General features: G+C 74.2%; 1 protein-coding gene (cut by both window edges). It reads right to left on the bottom strand.

Every position in this 17,224-nt window falls within one protein-coding gene, locus AB0912_RS22270, for a lonely Cys domain-containing protein (RefSeq protein ID WP_366702355.1), read on the bottom strand. The gene is 59,301 nt long; 26,668 of those nucleotides lie to the left of the window and 15,409 to its right, leaving coding positions 15,410-32,633 in view — codons 5,137 (partial) to 10,878 (partial); the first complete codon in reading order (the gene reads right to left) occupies window positions 17,220-17,222. Both codon boundaries (start and stop) fall beyond the window edges.

Below are 17,224 nucleotides of genomic sequence, written 5' to 3'. Positions count from 1 at the left end.
CTCGGCTTCACCGGGCGGAAGCGCACCGCGACCAGGGCGTGTTTGTCGCTGACGGTGATGCCGTGGAGGAGGAGATCCTCCCACCGCTCGGGGTCGCTGGAGTCGAAGGCCGCCACCAGACGCTTCTCCAGCTTGCGCCGCAGCTCGCGGGAGATCTCGGGGCGCGGCCCGGCGCTGTCCTCCGCGGACCGGTCCCCGGGCCTGCGGCCGGCGGCGGGGGCGTCGGTGATGCTCCCGGCCGCGAGATGGGCCTGCACCGTCGCGTCCGCCGGCCTGCGTACGGACATGACCTCGGCGTCGCCGAGCGCGTGGACGCCGGCGTTGCCACGGGCGTACCAGGGCGCGTTGGCCGAGCGGGTCTCCGCCGCGCCGCTCGCGCCGTCGGCGTTGGCCGAACCGCCCGTAGCGGGGCCGGTGTTCGTGGTGTCCGTGCCGCCGGCGCCACTCGCGCCGGTACCGCGCGTGGTGAGAGCGGTGCGCAACGCGCTGCCGGGGCCGGGCCGGCTGTCGCCGCTGCCCGGTGTGGCGGTGCCACGCCCCGGACCGCTCCTGCCGGGAGCCGTCCTCACCAGGAAGCGTGGGCGGCGGGACGGTTCGGGCAGCGGCGCGAAGGTGACCCGGGGGGTCGCGGGGGCGTCCTGCGCCGTGCCCGTCGGGATCTCCCCCGCGCCGCCGAGAGTGATCGAGGTGGAGAGTGCGCTGGGCAGTTCCACCGTGGGCTCCAGCCAGCGGTTTGCGGCGGGCGGAACCTGCTGCGCCTCGTGGCGGACGGTCACGACGGCGACGCCGTTCGCGACCTGAAGGGACATCAGCCCCGTGGAGGCCACCGCCTGGCGGTTGGCGGCCCGCTGCACCTGCGTCATCATCCCCAGCGAGGCACCCGGCACGGCGAGGAAGACACGGGTCGTCGCCCAGGTGCGCAGGATCTCCGGGTCCCGGGCGACGAGGTGGGCGAACTCCGTCTCGGGGACCGGCACGCGCCGGTTGTCCGGCAGGCGTACGGAGACGAGTCCGGCGGGGGTGGCGCCGGCGAAGACCAGGTGCGGTGGCTGTCCGCCCGCCGGTGTCGCCGTCGCAGGTTCCGCCAGACCACCGCCGTACTGGCCGTCGGGGAGCCGGTGGAAATGCAGCACCCGGTCGGTGTCCAGAGCCAGAGGGGAGGTGCTGTCGTATCCCCAGTTGCGTCCGCGCGACGTCCCGCCCGGGCCCGCCTGGACGAGCAGGGTGCCCGGCAAATAGGCGCCGAGGAGCGCCAGGTGGTGTGCGGCGATCGCGGCGGGCTGGGTGAGGTCGACGCCGGCGTCGGCGGCGGCAGCCACGAGGTCGAGCACATCCGTCGTGGGGCCGACGCTGTCCAGGTGGAGCAGTTGACGCTCCAGGGCCTGCCGGGTGGGCAGCGCGGAGGTCCGGCGATGCCAGTCCGCCGCTTTCGCCATGGCCCAGAAGAGGCGCACCAGTTCGGCCGGGCCGACCAGCGTCTGCGGGCCGAGGTACAGCATCCGGCGGGCCAGCGTCGCCGTGTCGGCGCTCCCGGCGAGCCTGACGGCCACGTCCACCACGTGCGGGACGGAGAACGCGTCGGTGAGCTGCGGCGGTTCGTGCGCCTGCGCCGCGGCGCCGTCGGCCAGCGACAGCAGCAGCCGCCGGTGATCGGCCGCGTCCAGCGGCCGGCCGGAATCCGCGGCGGCGTGCTCCCGGACCACGGCGTCCAGCAGTTCCATGTGGAAGGGGGTCGCGTCGGACAGATAGCGGTCGGCTGCCCTCATGCGCTCCAGGAGGCCGATGCCGCGCTGGAGCCGGCCGTGGTCGGGGTCGCGCGCCACGTCCGGTCCGAAGACCAGCCGCAGTGCCCGCACCAGTCGCAGCGCCGTGGCCAGCCGTGTCTGCTCGTCCGATGCGGTCCGCCCGGGCGGCAGCCCCATCGTGTCCGCCACGCGCACGAGGTCGGGGCCGACGGGCTCGGGGCGGAACCTGCGCCAACCGGGTCCGGCCGCCGACGCCCGGTTGAAGGCGCTCCCGGTGCCGCCGAACCCTCCCACGTCGCTGCTCAGGCTGTAGTCGGCGAACGGGCTGCGGGTGTTCTTACCGGTCTGGTTGGCGATGAGCTGGCCATAGGGCACGTCGGTGAGGGGGTCGGAGGTGCGCGGGTCAAGGGCGCGCCTGAGCGAGAACATCCGGGACGGTACGTCACCTTCCGCCGCCCCGGACCAGCAGATGCCCGTGGTGAGCCACTCCTCGTCCGTGAGAGCCCGTACCCGGGTGTCCTGCGTGAGGAAGTTGCCGAAGCTGGACGCCTCCAGGCTGACGCTGTACCCGCCGACGACGAGCATCGCCCGGCCGACTGTTCCGTGCGCGTACCAGGTGTGGTCGTGTGCGTTGCGTTCCGCTGCCGGGATGTCGTTCGTCTGCTCGAAGAAGCCGGCCGAGAGCGGCGCGGCGGTCCGGAACCGGTGCGCGGGGCTCAGCACCGACAGCGCGCGCAGCGCCTCGGCCGTCTCCGCGTCGTTCAGGGACGCGGTGGCTTCGCCGGTGTCGCCCGTCCGCCGCGCGAACTCGGTCCGGGCGACCTTGCCGGCCCAGTCGGGCAGCCGGCCGGCACGGAGGGCGTGGCTGGCTCCCGCCGCCTGCCAGACACTCTCGGCCGCGGGCGGGGTTGCCGAGGGCTCCAAGACGGAGAGCAGGGCGGGCCCGGGTGTGCCGGGCTCGGGGAAGACCAGCGGTGTCCGCAGAGGGAACCAGGCGAGCGTGTTGAGCTTGCGTCCCACGGCGAGAGGCAGGAACGCGCCCTCGTGATGGAGGCCCGGCACGATCAGCACGGTCTGGATGCCCGGGGCCGTCGGACGGAACGGGTCGAGCGACAGCAGTTCCGCGAACACGTCTTCGTCGGCCTGGTGCGCGGTGTCGTGTTCGTCCCAGACGGTGACGTGGGTGCCGGTGGAGGAGGCGATGACGCCCCAGGCGGGGGCGTCTCCCATCGTCAGCCACGGTGCCGGGCGGACGCCGGACCTTCCCTGCCGGGCTCCGTCGCCGGACCAGACACCCACGGTCGACAGGTCCACGGACGCGGGGCCGCCCTTGACCCATATGCGTCCGCCGACGCTGCCGTCGGGGGCCCGGTAGGTGAAAGCGGGCGACAGAACGCCCCGCTGCTTGAGGATGAGGGCGCGCAGCCGTGCCGCCGAAGGGGCGGGTCCCGCCTGCGGATCGACGGCCGCGGCGAGGAAGTCCCGGCGCTGCCCGTCGGTGACGGTCTGTACCTCACTGCTGGCGGCCGTAACGGTGTGGTCCTGATCGACGGGGGTGATCCGCCGCACCAGGGTGTCCAGCTTGGCGTGCAGGGTGGCCGAGCGCGGTGCGCCCATGGCGTCGAGCCGGGCCAGGACGCCGAGCCGGCGGATATGGTCCGGGTGGTCCGCGGCATCCGGGCCGTAGAGCTCGGTGAGAAATTTCTCGGCTCCGGCGGGCGCCGGGGTGACGGGGTCTTCCCGAGCGGTCCGGCTTCCCTCGCCGTCGAGTTCCAGGACACGACGGACGATGAAGGTGTCGTCGGCGGACAGGGTCGCGTGGGGCGGCAGTTGGACGGTGAGGGCGCGGGTGCCCTCGTGCGGGACGAGGCCGGTCGGCACCGTCGGCAGCCACACGTCCCGTCCCGCGCGCCGGGCCACGGTGTCCACGCCGTGAGCGGAGCCCGTCAGTGTGGGCGGCGTCAGCAGCAGATCGGCGCCGGCGAAGTCGTCCTCGGCCAGCAGCGGGTCGCGGACGAACAGCTCGCCCACCTCCGCGAAGGAGGCGGTGAACTCGCGACCGCCGAAGCGCAGGAGGAACCCGCCACCGGGAGCCTGTCCGCTTTCCCGCAGCAGGGCGACATAGGGCGGCTGCTTGCCGCGTACGGCGTGCGGCGCGGGGACCGCCGGCAGGTGTACGGGGTGATCCGGACCCGCCAGGGTGGGGACCACCGTGTCGACGTCCAGCGGGAGACCGGACCCGGCGTCGTACCAGTCGCGGCCCCGGTGACGGTCGTCGGTGCCGGTCACGAGGGTGTCCGGGGCGAAGGCGCCGGACACCTCAAGGTGGGTGGCGGCGAGGTGGACGTCGTCGGCGAGGGGGTGCCCCGCCAGCGCGGCCCGGAGCGCGAGGCCCTGCAGCTCGGCCTGTTCGGCGGGGGTCAGCACCCGGCCCGGCTCCTGCTCGGCGTGCAGAACACGGCGGCCCCGCTCGGCCGCGTCCGGGGCGGGGAAGAACGCGCGTCGCCACTCGTCGACCGCGACGGTCGCCCAGAACAGCTTGGCGCGTCCCTCTTCGGTGCCGACGTCCGTGGGCAGGGACCACTCGCTCGGATCCGACTGGGAGAGCACCTCCGCCGCCCGGACCAGGGAAGGCAGATGGACGAACTGGGTCACAGGAGCGGGCGCGTTCCCCTTGGCCCGGGAGGCGGCGGCCAGCAGGGCCCGGTAGTCCTCGGTGGTCAGCGGGCGGGATCCGGCTTCCGGGGCGCGCCGCGCGTCGGCGGCCCGCTCCAGCAGGTTCAGCGAGAAGGGCCCGAAGGAGCCGAGTTCCGGCGTGGCGGCCCGCATGCGCTCCAGCGCGCCGATCCCGGCGAGCAGGTCCGCGTACTCGGCGCCGCTCTCGACGTCCGGCCCGAACGTCAGCCGCAGGGCCCGCACCAGACGCAGTGTCGTGGCGCGCGCCCCGGCGGACGCGGGACCGCTTCCGTCGTGCAGGTCCGCCACACGGGCCAGGGCGTCGAGCTGTTCACCGTACGGTTCGGGCAGGAAGGTCAGCGGTGTGGCGGGGTCGGCGGGCGGGGCGGCCTGTCCCAGGGCGGCGTGCTGGCGGTGGTGGAGCGCCGACTGGCCTGCCGGGGCGGTGACCTGACGACCGGTGTCGTTGGCCGCGCGCTGGGCCGGTGACACGTACCCGAGCGGGTCGGGGATATAGGAGGGGGGCCGGTGCGGCACCGGTCCGCCACGCCAGGGCAGCCCGAGCCGGAGCGGACCGGAGTTCTCGCCCGGGGCGTCGCTGGATCCGATCGCCTGGGCGGTCTCCGGGGCGTGGGTGGCGTCGGCGGCGAGCACATCGAACTCACCGGGTCCCGCCGAGGAGTTCAGGGTGAGGGAGAGAGCCCCCGGGCTGTGCAGCAGACCGAGAGGTACGGCCGAGTGCCACACCGCGCCGCCGAGCCGGGCACCGGCCACCGGGACCGCGGAGGGCGCGAGCGGGTCCGAGGTCAGCAGCACCGTACGGCGCTGCCCGGCGGGCACGTCCGGCGTGTCGAGTGCCATCAGGGCCGCGGCGACGTCGAGGGGGGTGTGATGCAGCACCTCGTGGCGGTCCGCGATCATGAGGTGGCTGCCCGACCCCGCGGCGAGCACCACGTAGGTGCCGTCGGGCCACGCCCCGGTGGCGCCGGTTCCGTCAGGGGCGGGCGCCCTTCTCAAGTGGTGTGTCCGTACCGGGACATGTGCCATTCCGGGCAGCCAGTTGCGTCCCGTACGTGTCCCGTCCGGGCCCTTCATCCGCCACTTGTCGTCCAGTGCGCCCAGCGACCGCAGCCGCAACGCGGCCAGACCCGCGAGTCCGGAGCCCGCTGCGGCATGGGTGTCATGCGTCATGACCCACGTCAGCGCCTCCCGGTACTGCCCCTCGGTCAGCCGCCCTCCGGCCCCCGCCTCCAGCAGCAGCACCCGGCGCGCCGCGGCTTCCATCGTCCGGGCCACGGCCGGCCGGCCGCGCCGCCTCCCGGTTTCCTCGGCGTACCGGGCGGCGAGGCGGGACGCGGCGAGGAGGAGCAGCGGGTGCCCCGCCGAGTTCTCGACGTCGGCGCCCAGCGTCTCCCGCATCCACCGGCGGGTCGCGGCGTCACCGCGCGCCCCACCGGTCGGTGGCGCCGGAGGCAGGGAACCCCTGCTCCCGCGCGATCCGTTGCCGCCCCGACCGGCGCGGGACCCACCGGAGGCCGCGGTCCGCCCCGGGGCCGCCGGGTCCCTGCGGCGCCCGGTGCCGCCGGCGAAGACCGTCTCCTGAGGCGCCTGCGCCGGGATCCGCCCCTGCCGTGTCCTTACGAGGTCGTCGGCGGGCCTCATGCCCAGCGCCTGGGCTTCGGGCGTGAGGCCGAGGCGGCGCGTGCCGTCGTCGGCCTGTTCGATGACGAGCCCGTGCCTGGACACCCAGACGTCGCGTCCGGTGATCCTGAGCATCGTGTTGGCGGCCCTCAGCGGGGCGAGGAGAGGCTTCGACGAGGCGAGGAGGATGTTGTCGCCATAGAAGAAAGCCGCCTGCCCCGGGTCGTCCCGGACGAGGACGGAGACTTCCGCCCACGAGGCCGTGACCGGCTGTTTCCGGCCGGGGAATTGGAGCGCGGCCGGTCCCGTCGTGGCCTCCCCGGTCCAGTACACCGAGGCACCGCCCCAGGGAGCCGTGCCGAGTTCCGTCCGCTCGGTGCCGTCGTCCGCGACGGTGCGGTGGCTGATCGCCGAGACGTCGAGTGCGCCGCCTTCCGACGTGACCCCGGCCCAGTCGCGTCCGATGCTGTTGCCCGCGCCGTCGGTCAGCTCGGTGCGGGGGTCGTAAGCCCCGATCATCTCCAAGTGGAGGGCCGCCAGCTCCACGAGGCTGTTCAGGTCGCGCCCCGCCCCCGCGGCGAGCCTGGCCAGCGTGGCGAGTGTCCTGCCCTCCTCCGCGGACAGCGGGGTCGACGGGTCCGCGGAGGAATGGATGATCCGGCGGGCCCGGGCGCGTTGGGCCGGATCGTCGAAGGACTGTGTCCGCCCCCATTCGTCCGCCTTGACCACCGCCCAGAACAGACGGGTGATCTCGGTGTCGGTGACCGGCGTGTCCGGGGCGAGCCGCAGAACCGTCCGCGCGGTCCTCTGGAGGTCCAAGCCGCGCAGTTTGGTGATCACCGCGTCGAGAAGCGGCAGACCGACGACCTGCCGCAGGGGCCGAGGGCCGGCCCGCAGTGCCGACAGCATCGTCCGCAGTGCCGCGGGGCCCTCCATCGTCCCGGCCCGGCCGGTGGCCTGGAGGAATGCGTCCGTCACCCGGTCGAGAAGGTCAAGGGTGAGGGGGGTGAAAGTGGCCAGCTCGGCGTCCTGGCGGCGTGCACTCTCCAGGTGCCCCAGCCCGCTCAGCAGTCCCGCGTACCCCGGTTCCCGCTCGACGCCGACGCCCAGGCGGACCCGCAGGGCACGGACCAGGCGCAGCGTGGTCAGCTCGGCGTCGGGGGTGAGGGAGGTGGCGTTCCCGCCAACGGTGCCCGCCAGCCTGGCCAGGTCGAGCAGTGTCGCGCCCTCGGGCTCCGGGTGTACCAGTTCCCAGACCCCGTCGGCGCCGCTCGGGTCGGAGAACGACGCCTGCTGGAACTCGTCGGTCCGCGCATCGAGTCGCAGGGCGACGAGGCCGCGGGTGGCCCGGACGACGCGCCGGGTGGCGTTGGCCGCGTGCTGGGCCGCCGAGACGGCCGCCAGCGGATCGGGGACGTACGGGAGCCGAGTGCGCCACGCGCGGTCTCCGCGGGAGACGCCCGGGGGGGCCAGGGCCCGGCACACGTTGAGGTTGATGCGTCCCTGTGCCGGGAATCGCGCCGCGGTCAGGAGATGGTCGAGATAGACGCCGAACTCCGCCCCGCCGACCCAGGTCTCTTCGCCACCGGACAGGACGAACCTGACGAAGCCGGGTATGCCGTGCGCCACGAAGTCGACCGCCGGGTGGTTGAGTTCGTCCGCCGCGAATCCGGTCCGGGCCAGGGTTCCGGTCACCGGGTTCTTGACGTAGAAGCGTTCGAGTTTGTGCCACCTCCCCATGGCCTCCCGGGCGGTGCCACGCATCCACACCCGGTCACGGACGGCGAACGCCAGTACCCGGCCGTAGTTGAGCGGCCGGCGGTCGACGACCGCGCCGACCTGTGCCTTGGTCTCCCACGAACCGAGGCTGTCCAGGGCCGGCAGGGCGGACCCGGGAGCGAGCGGTCCGGCGAAGTCGGCCACCGCCCCGACCAGGGCGATGGAGAGGCCGGTGCCGTCGTGCAGCACACGCACGTCGTGCAGGCCGGCGTAGACGGGGCGGCCCGTCGCGTGCGCCACCCGGTGAGGGCCGACCTGGCGCCCGTCACCGACGGCGCCCAGGAGAACGACGGGGGCGTCCTGCGCCATGGCCTGCAACGAGGGGTCGAGGCGCAGGAGTTCGCCGGCCACCGCGAGGGGCACCCAGTGCAGGGTGTCCGAGCCGTCCCGGACCATCAGGTGTTCCGGATCACCGTCGGTGATCACCACGAAGGCGTCCCCCCACGGCGCGTCGAACCGCTCGGTGACCCGGAAGGAACCGTCCTCAGCCAGGTCGCCCCGGACGAGGGTGTCGGTGCGCACGGTGAGCTGCCCGCCCTGCCCGCCCTGCCCGCTCCAGTCCCGGCCGCCGATACGGCCGTCGGGGGTACGGAAGCGGTACTGGTCGGCCAGGGCGCCCAGTGATTCCAGCCGCAGCGCGGCCAGCTTCGCGAGGGTGAGGTCCGGTGTGTCCAGGTGCCGCATCAGCAGCGCGAACACGTCGGCACGCTGGGCGTGGGACACCTCGGACGCCGGTGCCAGGGACAGTACGTAGCGGATGGCGGCTGTGACGGCGTCGGCGGCGCTGACGCCGTCACGTTCCCGCGTCTCGGCACCGATGAGACGTGCCAGCAGGAGATGGACCTGGAGAAGCCGCGGGTAGAAGACGGCCTGTTCGACGTCGGCGCCATAGACCGACCGGAGCAGGTCCAGTGGGTGCTGGCTGTTCCGGTCGTCCCCGCTCCCGCCGGCCAGAGGCCCGGCGGGAGCGCCGGGCGCGCGGGAGCCGGCGCCCGGCTGCCCGGCCGCGACCGGAAGTCCGGGCCTGGCCTGCGGCCAGGGCTCGGTGGCCGTCCCCTGGGTGGTCACCACCGGCTCGTGCACCAGCTCGCCGTCCGTGGCCGGAGCGACGGGAGCGAGATGGACGGCGCCGGGGACGGCCGTGCCCCGGCGGCCGGTGGCCCCGACGAGGGCGTTCAGCGCGGCGGCGGTGTCCGCGGGGCCGTTACGCACGGCCACCATGACGTCCCGGGTGGGGTCGGAGCCCATGAGCGCCGGATCCCAGGAGGCGAGTTCGGCGATCTCCTCGGCGGGCACGTGGAGCGGTCCCGCGCTGTGGCCGGGAAGCAGCAGGGCCGGCCCGTCACCGTCCGCCGAGTGGAGGAGCACCAGATGGGGCGCGCGGGCGGGCGTGTCCTGCCAGAAGGCCGGCCGGGTGCCGGTGGAGCGGACGCGGCCGTCGGCGTCGCGGGTACGGAAGTGGAACCGGCCGAGGTCGACGGTGAGCGGACCGGAGCCGGGCCGGCTCCAGTCGCGTCCGGTGTGCGCGCCCGTCTCCTCACGCAGCGCGGTGACGCTGTCGAAGGCGCCGAGCAGTTCGAGGTGGAACGCCGCCAGGGCGGTGGGGTCGGCGATGTCGCGTCCGGCGGCGGCGGCCCGCAGCACCAGATCCCCGACGGCCCTGCGCACGTCCGCGTCGGCGGTGAGGGCGAGCTGCCGCGGATCGGTGTGCAGCACTTTCGCGGCCAGCGTGAGGAGTGCCTCGGGGGTGGCGGGGGCAGCTGAGTCCCACCACTGGCCGGTGCGGACCTGAGCCCAGAACAGGCGCGCAGTGTCCGCCTCCCCCACCGGAGCGCCGGTGGGCAGCCGCAGCACGTCCCGGAGCCGGTCGGCGTCGCCTGGAGAGCCGCCCGACATCGCGCGCGTCCGGGACGCGGCCATCTGAAGCGGGCTCAGGGGCAGGAAGCCGGTGAGCGCCGCCCGCGGGTGAGCCGCCAGGTGACCAGCCGCCGCCCGGAGCACGGCGCGGTACACGCCGGGACCTGGAGCGCCGCTCGCGGCCGGGTCCTCGCGCCGCCGCCACGCCCGGGCCAGTTCGTCGAGCAGGTCGAGGGTGACGGGGGTGAGCTGGGCGAGCAGCGCGTCGTTCGCGCGCATGTGCTCCACCGCGCCGATGCCTCGCGCCAGCTCCCGGAAGGCCGGTGCGGCAGGCTCGGCGTCGACGTCCGGCCGGAACACCGTGCGCAGTGCCCGCAACAGCCGCAGCGCCGTCCCGCGGACCGCGTCCGGATCGGTTCCCCGGAGCCGGGACAGTCCGAACTCGGTTACCAGGTAGTCCAGTTCGGCTTCCTGGGGTTCGGGGCGGAACCACAGCCATCCACTGTCCGGGCGCGTGAAGTCCGCCGCGGCGGCGTGCGGCCCTGGCGCGTCGGCCCCGTGGGAGAGGGGGTGCGGGGCGACAACGTCCCTGCGGGTGGCGTTGGCGGTCTCCTGGGCGACCGAGGTGTCGGCGAGCGGGTCGGCGACGAAAGGCGGCCGGGTGACGGCCGCCCGGCTCCGGTGCTCTCCGTACGGCGTCGGCACACCGCGGCCGTACCCGGCCCGGCGGTCGTCCAGCGTGATCACCGTGTCGGGCACGGCCACCAGACTGGGCCGCCCAGCGTGCAGCCAGGTGGCGAAGGCCCTGCGGTCCACGGCGCGGGGGCCGGCCGTGGTGTCCAGCAGCACCGCGCCGGGTGCCCTTTCCGAGAGGAAGTGTCGGCGCGGCCCGTTCGTCACACGGGCCGGGATGTTCCTGGCTTCGCGCGGGACGCCCGTTGCCGGGGCGATCTGGCGGAACGGCTTGGCCCGGTCGGTCCCGAGACGCCACAGGCCCTCGCCGAGGACACGTCGCGCCGAGGAGGCCGACGAGCGCCGGACGAACCGCGCGGACCCGTTGGTGCCGACCAGGGCCGGGCCGAACACCATGCGGTACCAGTCCGGATCCGTGGCGCGGTACGGCAGCACCTGGCCCGGTGTGCTCGGAATCCACTCCAGTACGCTCCCCGCGGCGGGCGTCACGACGTGGACGCCGGGGCGGTCCGGGGACTCGGCGATCCGCATCGGCCCGGCCGGCGACCAGAAGGTGCGGCGCCGCCGGTCGGCGCTCCACCGGGCCAGCTCCACCTCGCCGTCGCCAGAGCCGGTCCACAGCGTCACGACCGGGACGAACGCGGGCAGGGGGGCGAGTAGCGGTTCGAGAGCGAGGAGTTCGTCGAAGACCTCCTTGCCGACGTACTGGAGCGTGTCGTCCTCGGTCCGGACGAAGACGTGGTCCGGGCCACCGGCGGCCAGAATCCCGAACGGCGGGTATGTGCCGTCCGTCGCCCGGTGGAGGGAGTCCGTCGCAGCGATCCGGGTCAGGTCCAGGACGTCGACGGCGTGGCCGCTCCAGTTGCGGCCGAAGACGCCGCCGTCGTGGGCGCGGAAGGTGAAACGGCCCGCGAACGCCCCCCGGTCCACCAGCCGGCGCGCGGCCAGCTCTTCCACGCTACGGGCCCGGGTCGCGTACGGGGCCGTGAGGGCTGCCGCCAAGTCGGCCCGGTGCCCCGCGGTGAGGGTGACGCCGGGCGCGAGACCGAGCACCGTCCGGGTGATCCGGTCGGTCACGGAGTCGTCCAGGGCGCCGTCGCGCAGTGCCGGCGCGGACCGTGCGCGCAGCTCTTCCAGACGACGCCTCACCGCACCGTCGTCCGTGAGCGGCTGGGGTCCGGCGAGGTCCTCGGGGGCGCCCGGTGAGGTGGACGGGAAGCGGGTCCATCCCGAGCCGGCGGCAGCACCGCCGCTCGTGACGGCGAACAGCCGTCCCGCTGTTTCCGCACCGCTCGGCGGCGAGACCATATGGGGCAGTGGCGAGGTCCACACCGCCCGGCCGGTCTGCTCCAGCACCTGCGATGCGGCCGACGCCACGGATCCGCCCGGCAGCGGCAGGACGATGTCCCCGCGGCCGGATCCGGCCGCCAACTGGGGGTCGCGGGAGAGCAGCACCGCGAACTCGTCCCACGGCACGCGTACGGTCTGCCGGGCGGCCAGCACCAGCGTCACGCCCTGCGGCGACGAGTCCTCGACCTGGGGAACGTAGGGCGTGGCCGTCCCGTCGGGCGTTTCCGCCCCGTCGGGCGTGGCCGTCCACGGGGCGGCCGGCGCGGCGAAGGTGCCGTCGGGCTGCCGCACCGCGGGGCCGAGAACGCGGAAGTCGACGTCCGCGCTCCCGGCGGCCGCCCAGCGACGTCCCAGCGGGTCGCCGGAGGCGTCCCGCAGCAGGGTGCTGTCGGCGAACGCCCCGGCCAGTTCCAGTTGGAAGGCGGCCAGTTGCGTGGTGTCGTAAAGATCTCGGCCGGCGGCCGCGGCGGCGGCCGCGAGATCGGTCAGCTCATCCGCAAGGGCGGCCGGGTCGGCGTCGGCCGGGATCTCCCGGTGCAGCACCCTGGCGGCCAGCGACCGCAGGGCGGCGGCGGATGAGGTCGCGGTGTCCAGGAACCAGCGGTGCGAGGCGGCGGTCGCCCAGAGCATCCGGCTGATCTCGGTTGGCCCCGCCTCCGCCTCAGGGGGCAGCCGCAGGCCGGTCCGCACATACCGATCCAGGTCGGTGGTGCGCAGGCGCTCGGCAGCCGTGACCACGTGGGGCAGATGCAGGAACCCGGTGAGGGTCAGGTCGCGGTCCGCGCGGTGCGCGGCGGCCGCCGCCCGCAGGAGGGCCCGGTAGTGGGCGGGCTCCAGCAGGGCGCTCGTCGTCAAGTGGCGGGCGGAGTGGGCGCGGGCCGCCTCGTGCAGGAGGTCGAGGGTGAACGGGGTGAGGGTGCCCAGGTGCGGATCCTGGCGGCGCATCCGCTCCAGTGCGGCCGCCCCCTCCAGCAGTGTCCGGTGGCCGGCGGTGGTCTCGGCATCGGGCCCGAACACCTGCCGAAGGGCCCGCAGAACGCGCACCAGCGGGCCCGGCTCGCCCTCCAGGAAACTGAGTCCGGCGGGCGCGAACAGACCGGTCACGCGCGCGTGGTCCAGCAGCGCGCTTCCCACCGGGTCCGGCGCGAACCGCGTCATGGCGCCCCGGTGTGCGAGCGCGACGCTCGGCTCCGGTGCGGGGGTGCCGCTCTCCTCCGCCGGCGACAGCGTTCCCTGAGGGGCCAGGACGGCACGCTGAGTCAGTGTGGCGAGGCGCTGCGCGGGCGCGATGTCGGCCAGCGGGTCGGTTACGAACGTGGGGCGCGCCTGGTCCGCGATGTGCAGCCCCGTCGCCGGCGTTCCGTCCCCGCCGGACGTCAGCAGCACCGGCCGGGAGGCCGACGGGGCGGTGTCGGGCCGGGCCAGGAAGCTGCGCGGGCCGACGGCGAGTGAGAGCGGCGCACGCCGTTCTCCCGGGAGGGACAACCGCAGTGCACGAGTGGCGAGTTCGGCCGCCGGGACGGTGTTGTGCCCGGCCCGGCCCGGCAGCGGGGACCGGAAGCGCGAGCCGATCGGCGCGTCCCAGGCCGTGGCCGTTCCCGGACCGAGGGGGATGGCGCTCTCCCTGTTCTCCGCACCCGTGCGTGCCGACGGCGGGCTCTTCCACGCGAGCGGGGCGCCGCCGGGCAGCACCTGCCCCGGCCGGGTCCGCCGCGAGGATCCCGGCGTCGGGGCCTGGGCCGGCGCGAGGGTGCCGTCGGGGCGCACGGCGAGGGAAGCCGTGCCGAGGGCGACCGTGCCGGCCGGTGTCCAACTGGCGCGCCCGGTGCCGGTGACGATCAGGTGGACTGCCCGGTCGACGGCTCGCGCTGCCGTGGTGAACAGGATGAAGGGCACGTCGGCGGCCCGATCCGGGTCGAGGAGGACCAGTTCGTCGTAGGCTTCCGCCGTGACCGGGTACAGATGCCCCCGCGCGTCCCGTACCCACAGGCGGTGTCCATCGCCGTCCGCGATGAACGGGAAGACCCGGTCGCCGTCGCGGCCACTCAGCTCCAGGTCGGTCAGGGGCAGGCCGGTCCAGTCGCGTCCCACAACCGTTCCGTCGGCGGACCGCAGGGCGCTGTGCTCGCCGAAGACACCACAGTCGGCGAGATGGCGCGCGGTGAAGGAGGCGAGGGTGGTGGCGTCACGGTGGCGGGCGGCGGTACGCAGCAGAGCGTCCCGGTGGGCCGCGGTCAGCGGCACGCCGGGGGCGAGCCCGAGAACCTGACGGGCGGCCCGGGCCAGTTGGCCGGCCGGGGTCGTACCCCGGCGCCGAGTGCCCGTCGCGGAGCGGGCGACGGCGGTGAGCCGGGCCCACGCGGCCTCCTCGCTCCCGGCCGCGGCCGGGTCCCGCTCGCCGGTCCACGGTGTGGCCCAGGCGGGGTCGCCGGGCCGGCCGGGAGGCAGCAGGAGGGCGTGCGCGTTCGAGACCCGGGCCGAGCCGTTCCGCCGCGCCGCCGGGCTTCCTTCGGCGCGGGAGTCCGCCGCCGGCGCTCCCGGGGCGCCGGCCGGGGCCGGCGCGGCGGGGACATGGGCGGTGTAGGCGTCGAGGAGCTGCAGGTGGCGGGCGCGGATCCCGAAGGAACGGCCGACGCCCGCGCCGGTGGTCTCGTCCATCGCGCCGGGAACCGCGTCGCTGGCGGTGTCGTCGGCCACCCGTCCATACTCGCCCGTAATACTGCCCGGCACATGCGCGAGGCCCGCGTCACGGTCGGCGACCGTACGGGTTCCCCCGGGGCCGGGGATGGTCCGCGTCGCGCTGGTCTCGTCCAGCCGGAACTCGTCCGGCAGGCCGAGCCGGTGGGTGAACTCGTGGACCAGGTCGAGGACGGAGATGTCGGCGGGCCACTGTGACAGCGTGACGGGTGTGCCGTCGGCGGTGGTCGTCGGCAGGGAGCGCGGCGTCCAGTGGGCGTTCGCGGCCCGGGTGGCCCACACCGGGGTCGCGGTGACGGTGTCCCCGCTGGGGGTGCGGAATCCGGGCCGGTTCCAGATCGCGTCCACACCGCGCAGCAGGTCGTCGAAGTGGCGCCGCGTCTGCTCGGGGTCCGCGCCGGAGCCGGCGGTGACATGGGTGCGCACCTCCAGGTCGAGGTAACGGACGTTCTGATAGGTGAAGCGGCGCGCGGTCAGCCGGGCGCGGGTGACGATCGGCTGGGCACTGCCGTCCCCGGCGGTGGCGAACACGGCGGGGTTGAGGCGGGGCTGGTCGATCTCGCGGGCCTCGGCCAGGGCCCGCGCCGCCCACCAGCCGGCGTCCCGGGTGCCGAGTCCGGCCGCGAAGAGAGATCCGGTCGACGCCGGCCCTTGGGGAGCGGGCCCCGGTACGGCAACGGAGGCGGCCGCGACTCCGGCCGAGCCGGCCGGAGCGTACGGCTCGGCTCCCTCCTCCTCGTACGCACTGGCGGAGGGGGCGGACGGCCCCTGCGCGGCTTGGCCGAGGATGGTGTCGAGTTCGGCCAGGTCCTGCTGGAGGACGGCCGCCTGGGGCACCAGGAGCAGTATGCCGGCGACAGCGTCCCACGCCGCCTGAACCTTGCGGGGGTCATTGCCGTGTGCCAGCGCGAGCTGGTGGGTGGCGGCGACGATACGCTCGAGCATCTGCGTCTGCAGGGGGGCGGCCCAGGCCGGCGGGTCGATACCGAAGGGTATGTCCCTCACCAGGGTGACAGCGTCCAGAAGCGAGTCGAAGAACGGCGTGGGCTGGTCGAGGGCCTCGTCCACCAGAGTGTTGAAGCGCATCCAGTCGATCGTGACCCACCGCGAGATGACGGAGCGGTGCTCGTCGGCATCCTGATCGCCGACGTCGGCCGGAAACAGGGGGGCGCCGTCCGGGCCGTCGCCATACAGACGCCGCAGCGCGGCGCGCGCGGCGTCGAGCGTCTCGGCCGTCAGACCGGGGACGTCGTCGATGAGGGACTCACGCGTCGCGGAGGGGTGGAAGGCCAGATACTCGGCCATGCGATGCAGCACAGCGGTCTGCTCCCCCTCCTCTTCGTCCGGCCTTCTCCCGCCGAGGATGCGCACTTGCGTCGAGAGAGGCGGCGTGACATAGCCGCGCCAGGGGTGGAGCAGTGCGAGGACGTCGTTCCGCTCCTGACCCGAGAAGGAATCGAGCAGGCCCCGTGCCGTCGCCGCGACGTAGCGCTCTCCGGTATCGCCGAGCAACGGCACTGCCACATCCCTCAGGTCACGCAGAACGACGGCGGAGGCACGCAGGCCGAGCATCCACTGAGCCCGGTCCCACGCGGCCTGCACCCGAGCCGGGTCTCCGGACTCCAGGTGAGCCCGTACGACGGTGTGCGCGACGCGGGTGATCCGGTCCAGCATCTGGTTCCGGTGCGGGATCGCCCAAGCAGGAGGATTGGGGCCCATCGGTGGGCCCTGGACCAGGGTGAGCAGACGTTCCAGCTCCGGGACCCCGTCCTCACCGCGGCCCAGGGCGGCTTCGGACTGAGTCACGAAGTATTCCCAGTCCGTAGGCACGGAGAGCGTGGGCGCCTTGTCGTTGTCCGACGGATGTTCCGCAAAGAAGGAACCGGCAGGAAATGCCGCGGCCAGCCGGACCTTCAGGCGACCGACGGCGTGACGCGCCATGGCGGCAGACTGGTTCCTTCGACGGTAGAGGTCGGCCGCCAAGTCCTTGTAGGTCATCCCGGGTTCGAGATAGAGCCTTGCGGCGAGCTGGTTCATCCGCCATTCGGACGAACCGTCTATTTTGATGGGGCCGAGCAGATACAGCAGGAAAACTTCCTTACGCCGCGCCGTCGGCTGGTCATCCGGATCCCGTTCGGGCACCCCTGGTTGGGCGGGATCCGGTTCGAGCGCTCCGCCCAACCAGGGGATGAGGTCTTCGGGTCGTTCGATCAGATGTGGCTCGGCGTGCTGGCGCCGCACCTCACGCAGCCGGTCGGCGACCTCGGCGATCCGCGCCTCGAGCCGCCCTCGCAGCTCGCTGACCCACGGGCGTTTCACCAGGGTTATTCCGGCCAAAGGCCTACCACGGATCATGCGCAGGGCCCGCACCAAGTCGGGCACACCATCCGCACCGCGGCCCAGCCCGGCCGCAGCGTAAGCCTCGAACTCTTCCCAGTCACGCCGGACCAGAGGCGAGAGGCTGTACCGGGTACCGCCCGGCGTTTGCACCACCCGCACAACCCGATGCTCCGACGCGGCCTCCAAAATGGCCGTAACCCTTTCCACCGACCGCTGCGCGCCCCAGACACTGGTGTTGGCCGCGATCTCCTCCGCGGAGGAATCGGGATGGACCGCCAGATAAGCGAGTGTGCGGGCAGTATTGGTGTAGAACTCGGGCCAGTTCACCGTAGGACGCCCCAGCAGGCTGAGTGTGAGCGGCTGCGCCTCAGTCATACTGACACCGCTAACGGCGTCCTCTCCCTGGTGGAGGGATGGCGCGTCCTCTCCCCGGTGGGGGGATGGCG

Source organism: Streptomyces sp. NPDC007084, assembly GCF_040703595.1.
Taxonomy (GTDB): Bacteria; Actinomycetota; Actinomycetes; order Streptomycetales; family Streptomycetaceae; genus Streptomyces.
Note: the sequence above shows the minus strand (reverse complement) of the source record. Positions and strands in the feature narration are given on the sequence as shown.